This window comes from Bifidobacterium actinocoloniiforme DSM 22766 (genome assembly GCF_001263395.1).
Classification (GTDB): Bacteria; Actinomycetota; Actinomycetes; order Actinomycetales; family Bifidobacteriaceae; genus Bombiscardovia; species Bombiscardovia actinocoloniiformis.
Map to the genome: position 1 here is coordinate 218,534 of NZ_CP011786.1, position 16,759 is coordinate 235,292.

The window sequence follows — 16,759 nt, forward strand, 5'->3', positions numbered from 1 at the left end:
CCTAATACAAACGGTGCCTTTGTCGGTCGGGTGCCCGTGTCCGCGCTCGCTACACCGTCGCGCCGGGCTTATCCACCGCAAGGTCCGGGCTTGGAGCGCTTACTCACATACGCACATCGCGCAGCTTGGCCTTGGGCGAATTGGCCGCTGGGTGGAGGTGATGGGGCACAATGGGGGTGTGAACGAACGACAGCAGGCTGAGCGGATCCTCGACGGGCTGGACGAGGAGCAGACGCGGGCGGCGAGGGCCGTGGACGGGCCGGTGAGGATCATCGCCGGGGCTGGGGCGGGTAAGACCCGGACGATTACGCGGCGCATAGCCTATGCCTGCGCGAGCGGGGCCTGGGACCCCCGGCGGACCCTGGCGGTCACTTTCTCGGTTAAGGCCGCTGAAGAGCTGCGGGGCCGCTTGAGGGGCCTGGGAGCCCCTGACGGCATCCGCGCGGCCACTTTCCACTCGGCGGCCCTCCACCAGTTGAACCGGGCTTGGGCGGACATCAGCGGCGATCACTTTCCTCAGCTGGTACCGGACCTGCGTCCCTTTATGTCCACGGCCTATCAACGGGTGACCGGTCGGCCGGACCCAGATCCGGTAGAATTGCGCGATTTGTTGGAGGAGGCGAGCTGGGGCAAAGTGAGCCTGGTCGCCCCGGATGACTACGCCAGGGTCTGCGCGGCCGTGGGACGGGTGCCGCCCGCAGGCCTGGAGCCCGCGCGCATGGCCGATGTGATGGACGCTTTCGAGACTGAGAAAGCCAACCATGGGGCTATGGATTTCAACGACATCCTGCTCATGTGCTGCCACGTGATGGAGGAGTTCGACGAGGTTGCCGAGCGCATACGTCGCGGCGTGGGCTGGCTGACCGTGGACGAATACCAGGATGTCTCACCCCTGCAGCACCAGCTCCTGGACCTGTGGTTGGGGCAAGGGCGTTCTGTATGCGTCGTCGGGGACCCAGCTCAGACCATTTACTCTTTCGCCGGCGCCTCCTCCTATTATTTGATGGACTTTGACCACGAATTCGCACCGGTCAGCGCGGATGTGGAGTTGGGTGTGGACTATCGGTCCACCCCCCAGGTGGTTGGCATGGCGAACAAGGTCCTGGCCGCCTCGCCCGAGCGCGGCAATTACCTGCGCCTGACCGCCGCCAAGGAGTCCGGGCCCAAGGTGGCGATGACCCGCTACCGTAGCGACGAGGACGAGGCTCAGGGCGTGGTCCGGCGTATCCAGCACCTGGTCAGCCGGGGGGCCAAGCCTGGCCAGTGCGCGGTCCTGACCAGGATCAACGCCCAGCAGGCGGTCATCCGCGTGGCCCTTAAGCACGCGGGCATCAACTACCGGGTGCGCGCCGACTCCGGCTGGCAGCGCTCGTCCACAGCCGCCGAATTGGCCCAGCTGGACGACGACGAGCTGGTCAAGGTCCTTCGCGGAGAAGGGCCCGGCGAGGTGACCATCTCTACCATCCATGCAGCCAAAGGACTGGAGTTCGACCACATCTTCCTGGTCGGTTGTTCGGAGGGGCTGATTCCGTTCGGCTCGCCCCAGGCGGGCCCTGAGCTGGAGGAGGAGCGGCGGCTCATGTACGTGGCGGTCACCCGAGCAGGGCGGACCCTCCACCTCTCCTTCGCTGAGCGCAAGGAGGCCCAAGGGGGCGGCGGGCGCTCGCCTTCGCGTTTCCTGCGGGCGTGAAAGCGTTCCACCCAGCAGGCTTTTAAGAAGCGCCGGCCGGACCCAGCACCTGGGGTCTGCCGGCGTCTCAACCGTCTCGCTGTCTGGTCGCTACTGAGCGCCCTGCGGGTCGTCCGCGCCGTTCGCGCCATCGGCGCCCTGGCCATCGCCGGGTTCGCCTGGATCATCCTGCCCTTCCGGGTCGTTGGAGTCCTTCGTGTCGCCTGTCTCGCCGGTGTCGTCCAAGAGCTTGGCCAGCTCGGCGTCCCAATCGATGCCGCCTGACTTGCCACCAGTCTCGCCGCCGCCCTGGCCACCCGCAGTGCTGGATTGTCCGGCGCCAGCCTGGGCGTGGCCATCCGCAGCCTGCCCGGGGTTCGCTGCCGGAGACGCGGCGCTCTGGCCATTGGCGGAGTCCGTGGCCGCTCCAGAAACGCTGGTCTGGTCGTCATCGCCTGGCAGGGAGGGCAGCAGGTCCGGGTGGCCCCACATGGCCTCGCGGGCCTGGACACCGGACTGGGCGGTGACGCGTTCCCAGACCTCGGCAGCCTCCCGCAGGCGCTTAGGCCGGAACTTCAGCCCGATTAAAGTCTCGAAGGTCTGTTCGGCAGGTCCAGCCACGGCCCGCTGGCGGCGCATCATCTCGCGCAGTTGCTCCAGGTGGGGGATCTGGGCCTTGCCGGCTTGCCAGACCAGGCAGTCCACCCAGCCGTCCACCAGCGCCAGCAGGGTCTCCAAGCCGCGCATGGCCTCCTCTTGCTCCGGCGTGTCCTGCATCCCCACCTTGCCTAGGTTGATGGCCTCGGCCATGGACTCCGGGTTCAGGCTTGCGGCCTGGTCGATTTGGTCCTGCATCGCGTCCAGGTCTATGTCCACGCCGCGCGCGTACTTGCCGATCAGCGCTTCGAAGCGGGGCATGAGCCAGGGCACCGATGCGTAGAGCCGGGCGTGCGCGGCCTCTTGGAGGGCCAGGAAGTTCATGACCTCATCCTCGTCCAGCTCCAGGGCGGCGGCGTACCCCACGATGTTCTGCGCGATCAGGCCGCCTGCTGGGTTTTCCAACAGCGCGATGCCCTGGTCAAAGGAGCCGTGCACCTCGCTGGACATTTCGCCCGCCGCCTGGCCCAGTTGCATGGCGAAGGAGGTATTGCCCAGGAGGCTGATCAAAGTCTTCGGGTCTTTCAGCCCTTCGGGCATGGGAATGGGCACGGGCCCGGCGAACATGCCCGCCACCTCGCCTTCGGGCAGGTCGCCGAAGCGTGAGCCCAGCACTTCCAGCAGGGCATCGTTCATCGAACGGGCGACGGGGGCCGCGAACCGGGCCCAGGAGTCCATGGTCCCCTCCACCCAGGAGGCGCGGGTCAGTGCCTGGGCCTGGCCAGGGGCCGGATTGAAGTCGCACACCGCGTCCAGCCAGAGGTTGGCTTGGCTCATGGCCTGGGAGACCTTCTGCGCCTGCCCGGCGGAGACCGTCGAATCCGACTTCTTGGCCCGCACCCGTCCCAGGGCGATCGCCTTGGCCAGTTTGACGTTGATCGGCCCGTCCTCGGTGGAGCGCTTCATGTCCCCGGGCGTGTTGAGCCCGCTGACGGAGAACGCCTCCATCATGGCGCGGACCTCCTGCGGGTCGGGCAGTTGCCCGCCGTTCTGGGAGGAGATTTGCGAGCGTACCTGCTCAGGCAGCTGGGAGAACTGAGTCCAGGCTAGTTCGCCTTGGATGGGGCCGAAGCACTCGATCATCCACTGGTGAATCTCATTCTCGTCCATGCGCTCTTTCCGTTCTTTGATACCTTCGGGCTGAAGCCCGTTCGCAGGGCCCGCATCAGGCGCCCGCGCCGTCGCGGTCTTGGGCGCAGTGGCGTTTTGGCCTTGTTCCTCCATAATATGGGAGCCATGGCAGATTCGCATGTCGTGGGCGCTTCATACGCGCCTAGCGCACAACCCAACGGCTCCGACCCCCAGTACGGCCCACGGAAGCAAGGTGGCACGGAGGCTGCTGGTCCCGGCGCCCCCGGCCGGCCGCACACGCTCAAGCTCTGGATCAAACGCGTGGATCGCAGGTCCTGGGCCCTTGTGGTGGTCGCTTTCCTAGCGGTTTTCGTGCTAGCCGCCCCCAGCCCCTACGTGCTTGAGACCCCCGGCCCCACCCAAGACGTGCTCGGTAACTCAGGCTCCGAGCCAGTCATCAGCGTCTCGGGCGCCCGCACGTATTCGTCCACGTCCGGGGGCAAGCTCCTGCTGACCACGGTCAACGCTTCGGGCATCCCCGGCGCGCCCGTCACCGGTTTGGATACCCTCATCGCCTGGTTCGACCCCCACGCCACCGTGCTTCCTGAGGAAGTGGTCTTCCCCTCCGGCCAGTCCAGGCAGGAGTACGACAAGGAGAGCAAGAAAGACATGGCTGTGTCCCAGGGCGCGGCCAGCTCCCAGGCCTTGGCTTTCCTGAGTTCGCGGGGGGTGGATGTCTCCGGGGTCAAACTTTCCATGCATGTGGACCGCATCGGTGGCCCCTCTGCTGGGCTCATGTACACCTTGGGCGCGATCGACAAGCTCACCGCTCAGGACGAGACCGGGGGCCAGGTCATCGCCGGCACCGGCACGATGGACAAACACGGCAGGGTGGGCCGCATCGGCGGCATTCAACTCAAGATGCTGGGCGCCAAGCGCGACGGCGCCACCTGGTTCCTCGCCCCGGCCGGAAACTGCGATGAAGTGGCGGGCCACGTCCCCTCCGGTCTGCGCGACGTGCGTGTGTCCACCCTGTCCGAGGCATACAGCGCGCTCACAAAAATCGGTCAGGGCCAAGCGGACTCCCTGCCTCACTGCACCGCGTCCGCCCCGGCTAAGCGCTAGATTCCGGCCTCTGCCCGCGCCCTGGGATGGTGAGGCCGCTTGATTTGAAGGTGTCCGGGGCGGGTTGCTATGCTAATAGGGTGGCTGAGACTACAACCAAGAGAGCAGAAGATTTCGACTTCCACCCGGGCTCAATCGTCCAGGAGTGGCTCTGGGATGATGACGTCGATGACGACATCCGCCAGTGGATAGAGGATCTGACCGGCGAGGAGCTGGTAGACGAGGATTACGACGCACAGGTGGATGGTGTGATCATCTGGTGGCGTGATGGGGATGAGGAAGACGATTTGGCTGACACCATCGTCGATGCTTCCACCGCCCTGGAGGATGACACCCCCGTCTGGGTCTTGACCCCCAAACCGGGTAGGGATGGGGCGCCTGGCCCAAGTACCTTGCCTAATGCGGCCAAGACGGCTGGGATGAACGCGGCCATGCCGTTAACGGTCAGCAAGGACTGGAACGCTACCAGGTTGCGGGCTTTCGGTAAGGGCCGGTAAGCGACAGGTAGGCGCCACCAGCCTTTCGGCGGGCCATGGGGAGGGCCGCCGGCGAGCTGTTCACTGCGTCTGTTTTTCTTTTTTATTGCCGCGCCATTGCGGCTCGATTCCGATGCACTCACGGGGAGTGGCGCGGCGGATTTGGGGATTGAGGAATCACTGCTCAGGCGGGACGAGGCTTGTGGGCGATGAGGGACTCGAACCCCCGACATCCACCGTGTAAAGGTGGCGCTCTAACCAACTGAGCTAATCGCCCCGGGCATTCGCACCCCACCTTGGGATGGTGGGCAAATACCGGGAATAATCCTATCCTGACATATGGATATTTTCGGTGCCCGTCGCAACGGACACGTAAGCTGGTGGGCAGAGTATTCGTCCCCGGCGAGAAAGGGCAGGAGGTCGATGTCCCGATGGCACAAGAGCCTGAATCCAATCGGAGCGACGCGATGATCGCGCGTGCGGGCAAGCACAAGTGGGGATACGACACCGCGCAGGTGGACGCTTTCCTGGCCCGGGCGCACGAGCTCTACGAGAGCGATGTACCTAAGTTGACCCAGCGGGACATCGGCAATGTCTCCTTTGATTTATGCAAGGACGGCTACATCATTTCCCAGGTGGACGCCGCTTTGGCCCGGCTGGGCAAAGCCGTCTCCGACCGCTGCGTCTCCTGGCAGATCAGCCAGTATGGGCAGCGCAGGTGGCTGGAAGAGGCCACGCAGTTGCAGCAGAAGCTCGCGGTCCACGCCCTGCGGGCCGAAGGGGAGCGGTTCGCGCCTGGCCGCGACGGTGAGCCGGCATACGACCGCAAGCAAGTGGACCGGTTGGTGGATCAGGTGGTGGCTAAGACCGCCAGCCAACTGGGTCTGGAATCCGCCGACCCAGAGGAAGAGAGCAAGCTGGTCGACATCACCGCCGACCGTGTATCGAACGTAATCTTCACCCAGCGCAAGAGCAAGCACGGTTACGACGAGCGCCAGGTGGACTACTACCTGGTCCGGGCGGTCGAGCTCCTGCAAGAGCTGGAGTCCTACATCCGCCTGGGAGTGGGGGAGAACCTGGCTGCGCCCAAGGCAGCGACTGCGCATCGGCCCGTCGAGACAGAACCGGCTGCGGACGTGGAAGCTGGCGAAGAGACCGCCACGTTGTTCCCCATCGAGGACGCTGGCGCCGCCGAAACGATCGTGGGGATGGCCCCCCTGCCGCAGGAAGGGCCGGCTCCTGCCGATCGGTCCGCGAGGCGGTCCGGAAGCTCTGAGCCCGTTGGGCTCCCAGTCGTGGAGGGCGCAAGCAGCGAGGACAAGGACGACCAGTTCGATCAGCTGCACGAAGCTGAACAAGCCATATTCGAGCAGCCGGATGCGGCCGGACCAGCTGTTCCTGTGCCGCCCGCCCCGGCTCCGGTCCGTTCCGCTGCGCCGGTGCCAGCGCCAGCCCGAAGTGAAGCGTCCACCGCCGCCGGGCAGGTCCATAGGACGCCAGCTTCCAGCGCGCGTCCAGCCCCGGCCGTGCCTGGTCAGCAACCTCAACCAGCGCCATCCAACCCAGCGCGGCCAAGCGCCCAGTCGGTGCCCGCCCCTCAATCCGGCGTCAGGCAGAGGCCAGCTGCCGTTACTGTGGAGCCTGCAGCGCCACCAGTTCCTGCTGCTTCTGCCGCTTCTGCCGCTCCTGCCGCCCAATCCAGCTCTTCGCTGGCGGCCCTGGCCAAGGCAGCGCCCGCCGCGAGCGCTTCCGCCACCGCTCGACCGGCTACGACGCCGGTCGCTCCAGCGGTCAGCCCCCTCCCTCCCAGCCGACCGGTCAGCCAGGCCGCCCCCTTGGAAGAGACGACCAGCTTCAATCCGTTGACTGACTGGGACGATGACACCGATTTCGGTCAGCCCGATTCGGATGAGACCAGCCCCGGTCCTGAGACGGACGCTCCGGCATCGGCCCCAGGCCCGTCGCCGGCGCCGGCGCCTGCGCCCAAAGCCCCCAAGCAAGACCGGCCGCGGACCCCGAGCCCCGAGGAGTCCCTGTTCGACGTGCGCCTGCCCGAGGTGGACATGGACATTCCCGACATCTCCTTCCCCTCGATTGATGGCCGGGATCAACAGGACGACACCAAGCGGTGAGTCAGGACCCTGCCCGCGCCCGATTGCCCATCCGGGCTCTTCACAGCCCTCCGATAGAATGACATCCGTGTCGAAGTCAGATAGCCAGCCCAGTCAGCCCGGGGCCCAAGCTCCGGGCGCTCAGTGGACCTGGCGTAGGCGGCTCATGGCCAGCCTGCCCGTCTTCGTCATCCTGATGGGCATCCTGGTTTCCATCTCCCATCTGACCGCGGTGCCGTGGAAGTATGAGCCAGTGGACCAGAACCTGGTCACCTTGACCCCCGACACAGCCGTGGCCTTCGACAATCCCGGCCATGCGCCCATGGAGCAGGTGGGGGCTTACCGGGTTTCCCAGCGGTACGCTTGGGTGAACGCCAAGCGCGAAGCCACTGGCGAGGTCCAGCGAATCCACGTGCTGGTGCGTGAGCCGATCGGGGCGGCGGGCAAAAGGGCTGCGGTTCTTTTCATGCACGGTGCTGGCTACGGCACCTGCGATAACTCCTTCGGCGATGTGGCGGCGTCGATGGCATCCGCAGGCTTCGTGACCGCGGTCATCGACAAACCAGTCTGGTCCACTACGGACATCGACCGCGATTATCCAGCCTCCGCCAAGGCCTACGATCAAGTGGCGAATTACCTACGCGCGCAGTCGAGCGTGGACCCCGATAAGGTCGGCATCTACGCCACCAGCGAATCCACTTGGATTTCCACTTACCTGCTGGAGGACGACCCGCGCATAGCCTTCCAAATCCTGTTGAGTCCCATGGTGTACTCGCCCCGCCACGCCTTGGGCTTTTTCGTGGCTCAGGACTTCGCCATCGCTGGTTCCAACCCCGGTTACCAGTCGGTGGTCAGACGCCTCTTCTCTACTGACGGCTCCCTTTTCGGCTTGGGTAACCTCGACATCAGGACCCAGTCAAAGCGGGCCTATGCCGTGCCCACACTGGTGGCGTACGGCACCAAGGACGTGATGACCGCCCAGGTGGAGGGGGCCCAGAAAATCATGGCCGTCGCCCACGAGCAAGGCAATTGGGATGTGACCGTGCGCTCCTACGCGGTCTCCAACCACGTGCTGCGCTTGGGTGACGAAGCCGTGGCCGGCACGCCGCTGGCCGACCACTACATGCGTGATGTCGTGGACTGGACCCAGGGTCAGGCCCACGGGCTCAAGCAGACCACCGAGCCGGTCGCCGGATCGACCATCCACCAGTCAATCGCGGTGCCCTTGGACCTGTACGGCAGGCGTAAGCTGACGGTCTACATGGTCATCGTCCACGCCAGCGCAGTCCTCTTCCTGTTGGCCAGCGCCCTGATGGCCGTGGCGGCGGCCGGTGTTAAGCTCTATCGCCTGCTCAAGCGCGACAAGCGCCTGGTCTTGGGCTTCTCCCATGGCTTTGGCGGCACCCTGGCGGGCATCATTGGCTCTACCCTGGCGGCCCTCCTGCTCTTCGCCGCCGGCCTAGGTCAGGTTATCCAGGCCTTGGTCCGTTTGGGCTGGGGCGGTGTGCCCGACCCCGCAGGCGTGAGCGACTGGTCCTGGCCGGTCATCCAGCTGGTCAGCGCGCTGGTGGTTTTAGCCTGGTCCTGGGTCCTGGTGCGTCTGTACGAGGCGGCGACGCTCAAGGGCGTGCGCCGCATCCCCGCTCAAGTCAGACGCGAAGGATTCAGCGGAGCTGCCATAGCCCGCAAGCTCAAGGCGAACGATTCGGGTCCGGTCCTGGCCTCCAGTCGGTTCGGCCTCGTTTTCTTCTGGACAACGGCCCTGGCCATGCTCTCCCTGCTATTGGTCTTCGCCTTCTGGGGGCTGTTCATCTACTGATGGCCGCTGCCGGCGGCGGGCAAGGTCGAGGACGGCCTGTTCGCCAGCAGGATGAAAGGGAGCCCTTGTCCGACGGGCAGACCAGGATGACGGCGTAAGAGCTGATAAGGGGCAGATGACAGGGCAGCGGGAAGGGGGTGCGTGATAGCGACTTACCGGGATGAAGGTGTGGTCTTGAAGACCGTCAAGCTTGGCGAAGCCGATCGCATCGTCACGATTCTCACCCGTTCCAACGGCAAGGTCCGGGCCGTGGCCAAGGGTGTGAGACGGACCAAATCGCGCTTTGGCGCCCGCCTGGAGCCTTTTATGCGGGCAGACCTCCTGCTGGCCCAGGGCCACAGCCTGGATGTGGTCTCACAGGCCGCTTCGATCGCCGCCTACGCCGATCCGATCTGCGCCGACTATGACTTGTACTCTAACGGTGGGGTGATGCTGGAATCGGCGGACAAGCTGGTCTCCACCGAGCATGAGCCCGCTTGCGCCCAATACCTCCTGTTGATTGCGGCGCTGAACGCCCTGGCATCCGGCCTGCACGGCCCCAGGCTGATTTCCGCCTCCTACTTGATGCGCGCCTTGGCCTTGGCTGGTTGGCGGCCCCGCTTCGATTCTTGCATCGTCTGCTCGCGACCAGTCGGGCAGGCGGACCTGAACTTCTTCTCGGTGCCCGGCGGGGGAGCGGTCTGCCAAGCCGATCACACGCCCGAGTCGGTGCGCGTGACGCCGGCCGTCCTGGCCCAGCTGGAGGCGCTCACCGAGGGTGATTGGGCCAGCCTGGCCAACGGCCCCTTGGACCCGCTGACTGATCGGCTTGTTGAGAAATGGGGCGAATACTACCTGGAGCGCCCCATCCGCTCCTTGCGCCTACTACATTCGGCCCTATGAGCTTTGAAGGTGTAGATTATCAGTCCCTGAGCGTGCCCGCCGCCCCCTTCTCCAATCCGGGGCGGGTGCCCGATTTCCCGAAAGACAAAGTGCCCCAGCATGTAGGCGTCATCATGGACGGCAACGGGCGCTGGGCCAAGCAGCGTGGTATGGTGCGCACAGAAGGCCACAAAGCCGCGGAGCCGGTCGTCTTTGACACCATTGCCGGAGCCATCGAAGCTGGCGTCAGATACCTGAGTTTGTATACCTTCTCCACCGAGAACTGGAAGCGCAGTCCTAGCGAAGTGCGCTTCCTTATGGGTTTTTCGCGAGACATCATCCACCGTCGAGTGGCGCAGATGGATGAATGGGGGGTGCGGGTGCGCTGGTCCGGCCGTCGGCCCCGCCTGTGGAAGTCCGTCATCGACGAGCTGGAAGCCGCCATGGAGCGCACCAAACACAACACCACGATCGATGTGGTCTTCTGCATCAACTATGGAGGTCGGGCCGAGCTGGCCGATGCCGCCACCGCCATTGCCCAGGAGGTGGCTGCGGGCCGCATCACGGGTTCGAAGGTGACGGAGAAGATGATCGCCGAGCACCTCTACAACCCCGACCTTCCCGACTGCGACCTGGTCATCCGCACCTCGGGCGAGCAGCGCACCTCCAACTTCCTGCCCTGGCAGGCCGCATACGCGGAATTGGCCTTTGCCCACGAGCTTTTCCCTGACTGTGGGCGCGATGTGCTCTGGCGGGCCATCGATGATTACATCCGTCGTGACAGGAGATTTGGCGGCGTGCAGTCTAAGTAGACCTTCGGCGGTGGGGTGTTAAGCTAGAAATACAACAGTTTTTAACATACTGATTGATGGAAATCAAGTGTCATTATCAGCGTGTCCGTTCCCGCGAGGCGTATGGTGATAGCACAACGCGGTTCGGGATACCGTGCATGGGGGATCCGCAACCGCGACGATTGCGAAGGAGCGCCGTCATGGACGATAAGCAAAGAATCATGCGGATCATCGAGGATAAGCGGCAGGAATTCATCGAGGCCGCCGATCACATCTGGGAGACCCCCGAGACCCGTTTCGCGGTCAAGGAGTCGGTCCAGCAGCACTATAAGGTGCTGGAGCAAGAAGGCTTCTCGATTGAGAAGGGCGTGGGCCATATGGATTACGCTTACGTGGCCACCTGGGGATCTGGCAATCCGGTGATCGGCATCACCGGTGAGTACGACGCACTGGGCGGCCTGAGCCAGAAGGCAGACGTAGGCGAGCACATACCTGTCGTCCCCGGCGGCAACGGCCAGGGCTGCGGTCACAACATCCTGGGCATGGCCGCGGTCGCTGGCGGCGTCGGCATCAAGACATTCATGGAGGAGAAGGGCCTCAAGGGCACCATTAAGATCTTCGGCTGCCCGGCCGAGGAGTCGGGCTACGGCAAAGCGTTCATGGCCCGCGACGGTGTGTTCGATGGTCTGGACCTGGCCCTGTCCTGGCATCCCATGGATGTCACCTCCGCCTGGGGTTCCTCCAGCCTGGCCGTCATCCAGGCCTACTTCGACTTCACCGGCATCCCGGCCCATGCGGCCGCCGCGCCCGAACAGGGCCGCAGCGCATTGGACGCGGCCGAGCTGATGAACACCGGCGTCCAGTACCTGCGCGAGCACATGATTGATGATGCCCGCGTGCACTACGCCTTCATTGACGCCGGTGGCGAGTCGGCGAACGTGGTCCAGTCCCACGCCAGGCTTTACTACTTCGTGCGCGCTCCCAAGATGGAGCAGACCGAGGACCTCTTCAAGCGGGTGCGGAAGATCGCTCAGGGCGCCGCCCTGATGACTGAGACCGAGCTCAAGGAGGAGTTCGACGCAGCCTGCTACAACTACATCCCCAACCATCCGCTGACCGAGGCGATCGACCGCAACCTAGACATCGTGGGCCCGCTGCCCCTGACGCAGGATGAGCTCGATTACGAGCGGCGATACACCGATACGGTCTCGCCCTCCGGCAAACAACAGGTGCTGGCCCGCACCCAGGCCGCATTCCCCGACCTGCCCGCCGATGAGATCAAGTGGATGGCCGAGTCGACCATCGCCTTGAAGAAGTACCCCCTGCACTTCTCTTCGAAGGCGTCCGGTTCCACCGATGTGGGCGACGTCAGCTGGCAGGCTCCCACCGCGCAGTTCACCGGCGGCTTTGAACCCCAGGGCACTTCCGCGCACTCCTGGCAGTGGGCGGCTAATGGCAAGTCTTCGGTGGCTCACAAGGGGCTGCTGGCGGCGGGCAAGACCCTGGCGTTGACCGCCTACGACGCCCTGACCGACCCTGAATTGGTCGAGCGAGCCAAGGAGGACTTCGATAAGACCTTCGAAGGGCAGACCTATAGCCCGGTCATTCCAGCTGATGTGATGCCCCACTGACATTTGCCCAAGGCGCGGGTCCGGACCTACCCTGCGAGGTGGTTCCGGGCCACGCCCTAGTCAGAGTTAGGGGTGGGGCCTCCTGGATGGTGGGGGGGGTCCCGAGAGAGATGAAAGGGTCCGGTTGGGCCCTACTGAGTGTGCCGCTTCAACGGCGCCCAGGACATCATGGAGAGACGAATACCGATGGAACGCAAACAATCCTCGAGAATGGCGAGTGGAACCCTCATTTTCTCGCTAATGGCTGGTTACTCGATCGTGTATATGGACAAGAACATGATCTCGACCGCCATCATCCCTATCTCCGAGCAGTATCACCTGGATTCCGGGCAAACGGGCATCATCATGTCCGCTTTCTTCCTGGGTTACTCGCTTATGCAGATTCCGAGCGGATGGTTGGCTGATAAGCTCGGCGCCAAGCGTGTGCTGATGGCATCGATGGCCATCATCGGCGTGTTCAGCTACCTGTTCGGCATCGCCAACGGTCTGGCCTTCTTCATCGCCGTACGATTCTTCGCCGGCATGGGCCACGGCGGCTACCCGCCGTCTTGCTCCAAATCGATCGCCGAGAACTTCCCGCAAGAGCGGCGCACCTTCGTGCAATCCCTGATTTTGTCCACCTCGGGCATTGGTGGCATCCTGGCCTTCACGTTGGGTGCCAACCTGATCTCCGCCAACTGGCACCTGGCTTACGGTGTGCTGGGCACCCTCTACCTGCTGGCCTGCCTGTGCATCCTGATTTTCGTGCCGTCCAAGCCGAGGGAGCCAAACGTCGACACCGCGCCCGGCGAGAAGAAAGTCGGCTTCCTTGAGGTCCTGAAGAACCGCAACGTCCTGGTCCTCTTCCTGGCGATGCTGCTGCTCAACATCCTGCTGTACGGCAACATCTCCTGGATGCCCACCTACATCAAGACAACCTTCCACCTGTCAATCAGCCAGACCGGCCTGCTGCTGGCGGTCAACGCGATCTTCTCGACCGCCGCTACCATCTACGCCGGCCAGCTGCTCTCCAAGGTCTTCCTGGGCCGCGAGAAGATGGCCATCATCGGCGCCACGGTGCTCAGCGCCCTCCTGGTCATCGGTTTCGTGTACTCCAAGAATCTGTGGATTTCGCTTGTGCTGCTGATTATGGTCTCTTGCGTCTCGGTGGTGGCCTTCACCGGCATCTTCACCTGGCCCCACAAGATCATGGATCCGCGCATCATCGGATCCTCGATCGGCGTCGTCAACACCGGTGGCACTCTTGGCGGCTTCCTAGCCCCCATGATTATCGGCTTCCTGGTCAAGGCCGCGGGCGGATCCTTCGTCTGGGCCTTCACCTTCATGGCCGCGGCGTCCATCGCCGCTGGCCTGATGGTCCTCTTGGTCAAGGCCCCCAAGACTGCCGCCAAGTGATGTACCCACGGCGGCGGGCAACGACGCCCGCCGCCGCGTTCGCTGTCATACCCTTATATTGCATGTCATCATGGTCAACAAGGAGGTTCATATGGATGATAAGCAGCGGATCATGCAAATCATTGAGGAGGAAAAGGACGAATTCATCGAGGCGGCCGACCACATCTGGGAGACGCCGGAGACCCGTTTCGCGGTCAAGGAGTCGGTCCAGCAGCATTATAAGGTGCTGGAGAAGGAGGGCTTCTCGATTGAGAAGGGGGTCGCCCACATGGACTACTCCTACATCGCCAGTTGGGGTTCGGGCAAGCCGGTGATTGGCATCACCGCGGAGTATGACGCTCTGGGTGGTCTGAGCCAGCAGGCCGATGTGCCCGAGCCCACGCCGGTAGTTGAAGGCGGCAACGGTCAGGGCTGCGGCCACAACATCTTGGGCGCCGCGGCCCTGGCGGCGGCGGTGGGCGTCAAGACCTTCATGGAGGAGAAGGGCCTCAAAGGCACCATCAAGCTCTTTGGCTGCCCGGCTGAAGAGTCCGGCTATGGTAAGGCATTCATGGCCCGCGATGGCATCTTCGACGGACTGGACGCGGCTCTGACCTGGCATCCCATGGACTTCACCCAGGTGTGGGCCAACTCCAGTTTGGCGGTCATCCAGGCCTACTATGACTTCGCCGGCGTGCCCTCCCATGCTTCGGGAGCCCCTGAACTGGGCCGTAGCGCCCTGGATGCCGCCGAGCTGATGAACGTGGGCGTGCAATTCCTGCGAGAGCACATAATCGACCCGGCCCGCGTGCACTACGCCTTCATCGATGCCGGTGGCGAGTCGGCGAACGTGGTCCAGTCCCACGCCAGACTCTACTATTTCGTGCGAGCCCCCAAGCTTGGGCAGGCCAAGGAGATCTGGGACCGGGTGACCAGGATCGCCCAGGGCGCGGCCATGATGACCGACACCAAGGTCACGATGGAGATGGACTCGGCCTGCGCTAACTACATCCCCAACCACCCGCTCTCAATCGCCATGGACAAAAACCTGGACATCGTCGGGCCCCTCCAGCTAACCGACGAGGAGATGGACTACGAGCGCAAGCTCGCCGAAACCGTCCCCGATTCCGGCCCGCGGAAGCTGGAGCGCATCCAGGCGAGCTTCCCTGATATGCCCGATGATGAGGCCCGGCAGCTGGCGGATTCGCCGATGTTGCTTAAAAAGCTCCCCCTGCACTTCAGCGATAGCGCCGGCATCTCCACCGATGTGGGAGACGTGAGCTGGATTGCGCCGACCGCCCAGTTCAACGGTGGTTTCGAGCCGCAAGGCACCTCTCCGCACAGCTGGCAGTGGGTGTCCAATGGCAAGTCGTCCGTCGCCCACAAGGGTCTGCTGATGGCTGGCAAGACGATTGCGCTGACCGCCTACGACGCCCTGACCGACCCCAATCTGCTCGCGAAGGCCAAGGCCGACTTCGATAAGACCATGGGCGGAAGCCATTACCAATCGATCATCCCCGACGACGTGATGCCTCGCTGATGCCCTGGTGATTCGCGCGGATCTCGCGTGGATCAGGAAGGCCCGCCCCCCGAACCAGGGGGGCGGGCCTTCGTCGTATGGCTCAGCCGCTATCAGCGGTCAGGCGTCTCCCAGATGGTGCCCAGCTTGGCGATTGACAGGGAGGGAATCACGGCCTTGCCTTCGCCGGATTCAGCCACCAGGCGGATTTCGCGCGGTCCGTCAGCGGGGAAGGAGTAGGAGGACATGACCTCCAGGCCATCGTTCACGTAGACCTCGATGGAGCCCCGGTCCACGATGATGCGCAGCTTAAGCGAGCCGTGCGCCTTGTCGAGCGGTGCGGCGCGGTAGCCGCGGTCGCCATAGGTGTTGCAATGGCGGTCCAGGACCACGCGCTCCAGCTGGTCGTCATAGCAGACCAGGGTATGATCGCCGTTGCCGGTGCGGTGGAGCTCCAAGCCAATCCGCTCGGCCTGGGAGCCGGCCAGGTTGATCTCCATCTCGATGTCGGCGGTCTCGCTGTCCGTCACCAGGGTCCGGCTCTCGTTCACGGCCAGCTCGATGGGCCCGAACTCGCGCTTGTCCTCGTCCAGACGGGAGAATTCGCGGATGGGCTGGGTGCGCAGATGGTCGCCGGCCAGGCTCACCTCGCGCGGCAGTGTGAACTGCCCGCACCAGCCGTCGTCCTCCATGGGGATGGGCTGGGTGAAGGGGCTCATCCAGCCGAAGACCAGGCGGCGGCCGTCCGGGCACCCGAAGGTCTGCGGGGCGTAATAGTTATGCCCGTCGTCCCACAGGTGGAACTCACTTTCCTGGTGGAAGTCGCCGCCCGGCTCCCAAGTGCCGATCACGTAGCCGGCGTTGTTGTGGTTGCGAGCCTCAAAGCCCTTGGGAGAGAGTCCCATGGCCGAGTAGCAGATCACCCACTTGTCGTCCAGGGGGAACATGTCCGGGCACTCCAGCATGAACACGTCCGGGTCCGGGTGCTGGTAGATCGGCCGGTCGAACTCCCAGTTGACCATGTCGGCGGACTTGTACATCCAGATCTCGCCCCGGTGCTCGGGCGTTGAGACGCCGAAGACCATGCGCCACTCGCCTCCCTGCTTCCAGACCTTGGGGTCGCGGAAGTGCAGGATGCGGTCGTCGGGGCAGGGCACGACCACGCCCAGCTTGGTGAAGTGCACGCCGTCCTCGGACACGGCCATGCACTGCTCCTGCAGGTTGCCCTCACCCTCATTGATCCCGTTGCGCCAACGGTGACCGGTGTAGTAGATGACCAGCTTGCCATCGTCGGAGATGACCGCCGAACCGGAGAAGACCCCGTCCCGCTCAGCCTCGAAGGAGGGGGCCATCGCGATGGGCTCACGCCGCCAGGTGACCAGATCCTTGCTGGAGACATGCCCCCAGTGGCAGGAGCCCCACACGCTGGCGAAGGGGTTGAGCTGGTAGTAGGCGTGGTAGCGGCCCTGGAAGTAGCACAGGCCGTTGGGGTCGTTGATCCAGCCGGCCTTGGAGGCTATGTGGCTGACCGGGTACCAGCGGTCCTTGCGGGACTTGAAGAGCTCCTCCACCCCGGCTTCGGCCCGGGCCAGCTGCTCGCTCTGGTCGTACGTCGTCATATTCTCAATGTTCATCCTTGAGCATCCTTTCAATGT

General features: G+C 64.2%; 12 protein-coding genes and 1 tRNA gene. 10 read left to right on the forward strand and 3 right to left on the reverse strand.

Annotated elements, in window-relative coordinates:
- Positions 1-160: 160 nt before the first annotated feature.
- Complete coding sequence (locus AB656_RS00745) at positions 161-1,690, forward strand: ATP-dependent helicase (RefSeq protein WP_051905209.1); 1,530 nt, start codon at positions 161-163, stop codon at positions 1,688-1,690.
- Between the two features lie 90 nt (positions 1,691-1,780).
- Here AB656_RS00745 and AB656_RS00750 read toward each other — a convergent pair whose 3' ends face one another.
- Positions 1,781-3,436, reverse strand: a complete 1,656-nt coding sequence (locus AB656_RS00750) for a zinc-dependent metalloprotease (protein WP_033503870.1) — start codon at positions 3,434-3,436, stop codon at positions 1,781-1,783.
- A 126-nt stretch (positions 3,437-3,562) separates the two neighbouring features.
- Between AB656_RS00750 and AB656_RS00755 the strand changes: the two genes are divergently transcribed.
- Positions 3,563-4,522: a S16 family serine protease gene (locus AB656_RS00755; protein ID WP_081924809.1), complete on the forward strand. Its 960-nt coding sequence runs from the start codon at positions 3,563-3,565 to the stop codon at positions 4,520-4,522.
- Between the two features lie 80 nt (positions 4,523-4,602).
- Complete coding sequence (locus AB656_RS00760) at positions 4,603-5,019, forward strand: DUF3052 domain-containing protein (RefSeq protein ID WP_033503868.1); 417 nt, start codon at positions 4,603-4,605, stop codon at positions 5,017-5,019.
- 182 nt (positions 5,020-5,201) lie between these two features.
- Here AB656_RS00760 and AB656_RS00765 read toward each other — a convergent pair.
- Positions 5,202-5,275 (reverse strand) — tRNA-Val (locus tag AB656_RS00765).
- A gap of 154 nt (positions 5,276-5,429) precedes the next feature.
- Between AB656_RS00765 and AB656_RS00770 the strand changes: the two genes are divergently transcribed.
- The 7 genes from AB656_RS00770 to AB656_RS00800 all read left to right on the forward strand — a co-directional run bounded on the left by AB656_RS00770 (position 5,430) and on the right by AB656_RS00800 (position 15,125).
- Positions 5,430-7,130: a hypothetical protein gene (locus AB656_RS00770; protein WP_033503867.1), complete on the forward strand. Its 1,701-nt coding sequence runs from the start codon at positions 5,430-5,432 to the stop codon at positions 7,128-7,130.
- Positions 7,131-7,275: 145 nt separating this feature from the next.
- Positions 7,276-8,928: an alpha/beta hydrolase family protein gene (locus tag AB656_RS00775; protein WP_033503865.1), complete on the forward strand. Its 1,653-nt coding sequence runs from the start codon at positions 7,276-7,278 to the stop codon at positions 8,926-8,928.
- Between the two features lie 144 nt (positions 8,929-9,072).
- Positions 9,073-9,810: a DNA repair protein RecO gene (gene recO / locus AB656_RS00780; protein ID WP_033503915.1), complete on the forward strand. Its 738-nt coding sequence runs from the start codon at positions 9,073-9,075 to the stop codon at positions 9,808-9,810.
- A complete protein-coding gene (locus AB656_RS00785) occupies positions 9,807-10,601 on the forward strand; it encodes an isoprenyl transferase (RefSeq protein WP_033503863.1) in 795 nt (264 codons plus the stop codon). Before recO ends, AB656_RS00785 begins: the two co-directional genes overlap by 4 nt.
- Positions 10,602-10,780: 179 nt before the next feature.
- Positions 10,781-12,211 carry an amidohydrolase gene (locus AB656_RS00790; RefSeq protein WP_034983412.1) on the forward strand — a complete coding sequence of 477 codons (1,431 nt, stop codon included), beginning with the start codon at positions 10,781-10,783 and terminating at the stop codon, positions 12,209-12,211.
- 186 nt (positions 12,212-12,397) lie between these two features.
- Entirely contained in the window at positions 12,398-13,606 is a 1,209-nt protein-coding gene (locus tag AB656_RS00795; protein WP_081924939.1) for an MFS transporter, read from the forward strand.
- Positions 13,607-13,697: 91 nt separating this feature from the next.
- The gene (locus AB656_RS00800; RefSeq protein WP_034983414.1) at positions 13,698-15,125 is read left to right on the forward strand and encodes an amidohydrolase; all 1,428 of its coding nucleotides are present in this window, start codon (positions 13,698-13,700) and stop codon (positions 15,123-15,125) included.
- Between the two features lie 92 nt (positions 15,126-15,217).
- On the opposite strand, the gene AB656_RS00805 is transcribed toward AB656_RS00800, so the two are convergent.
- On the reverse strand, positions 15,218-16,738 hold the full coding sequence (locus AB656_RS00805) for a glycoside hydrolase family 32 protein (RefSeq protein WP_033504645.1): 1,521 nt from the start codon (positions 16,736-16,738) through the stop codon (positions 15,218-15,220).
- Between the last annotated feature and the right edge of the window lie 21 nt (positions 16,739-16,759).

What these genes read in the sequence shown, in the direction of transcription:
- AB656_RS00790 (WP_034983412.1), top strand. Translation starts at nt 10,781, where the DNA reads ATGGACGATAAGCAAAGAATCATGCGGATCATCGAGGATAAGCGGCAG.
- AB656_RS00805 (WP_033504645.1), bottom strand. Translation starts at nt 16,738, where the DNA reads ATGAACATTGAGAATATGACGACGTACGACCAGAGCGAGCAGCTGGCC.
- AB656_RS00785 (WP_033503863.1), top strand. Translation starts at nt 9,807, where the DNA reads ATGAGCTTTGAAGGTGTAGATTATCAGTCCCTGAGCGTGCCCGCCGCC.
- AB656_RS00770 (WP_033503867.1), top strand. Translation starts at nt 5,430, where the DNA reads ATGGCACAAGAGCCTGAATCCAATCGGAGCGACGCGATGATCGCGCGT.
- AB656_RS00755 (WP_081924809.1), top strand. Translation starts at nt 3,563, where the DNA reads ATGGCAGATTCGCATGTCGTGGGCGCTTCATACGCGCCTAGCGCACAA.
- AB656_RS00800 (WP_034983414.1), top strand. Translation starts at nt 13,698, where the DNA reads ATGGATGATAAGCAGCGGATCATGCAAATCATTGAGGAGGAAAAGGAC.
- AB656_RS00775 (WP_033503865.1), top strand. Translation starts at nt 7,276, where the DNA reads ATGGCCAGCCTGCCCGTCTTCGTCATCCTGATGGGCATCCTGGTTTCC.
- AB656_RS00750 (WP_033503870.1), bottom strand. Translation starts at nt 3,436, where the DNA reads ATGGACGAGAATGAGATTCACCAGTGGATGATCGAGTGCTTCGGCCCC.
- AB656_RS00795 (WP_081924939.1), top strand. Translation starts at nt 12,398, where the DNA reads ATGGAACGCAAACAATCCTCGAGAATGGCGAGTGGAACCCTCATTTTC.
- AB656_RS00745 (WP_051905209.1), top strand. Translation starts at nt 161, where the DNA reads ATGGGGCACAATGGGGGTGTGAACGAACGACAGCAGGCTGAGCGGATC.